The 241-nt window shown below is 52.3% G+C and carries 1 rRNA gene; it reads right to left on the reverse strand.

The features are described from left to right. Positions 1–241 (reverse strand): 23S ribosomal RNA (locus FHD02_RS24200); the annotation flags it as partial.

Raw genomic sequence — 241 nt, forward strand, 5'->3', positions numbered from 1 at the left:
CCTTCCGGCACCGGGCAGGCGTCACACCGTATACGTCCACTTTCGTGTTTGCACAGTGCTGTGTTTTTAATAAACAGTTGCAGCCAGCTGGTATCTTCGACTGATTTCAGCTCCACGGGTAAACCGCTTCACCTACATATCAGCGTGCCTTCTCCCGAAGTTACGGCACCATTTTGCCTAGTTCCTTCACCCGAGTTCTCTCAAGCGCCTTGGTATTCTCTACCTGACCACCTGTGTCGGT

It is taken from the genome of Citrobacter sp. EC_71, assembly GCF_019584005.1.
Lineage (GTDB): Bacteria > Pseudomonadota > Gammaproteobacteria > Enterobacterales > Enterobacteriaceae > Citrobacter > Citrobacter werkmanii.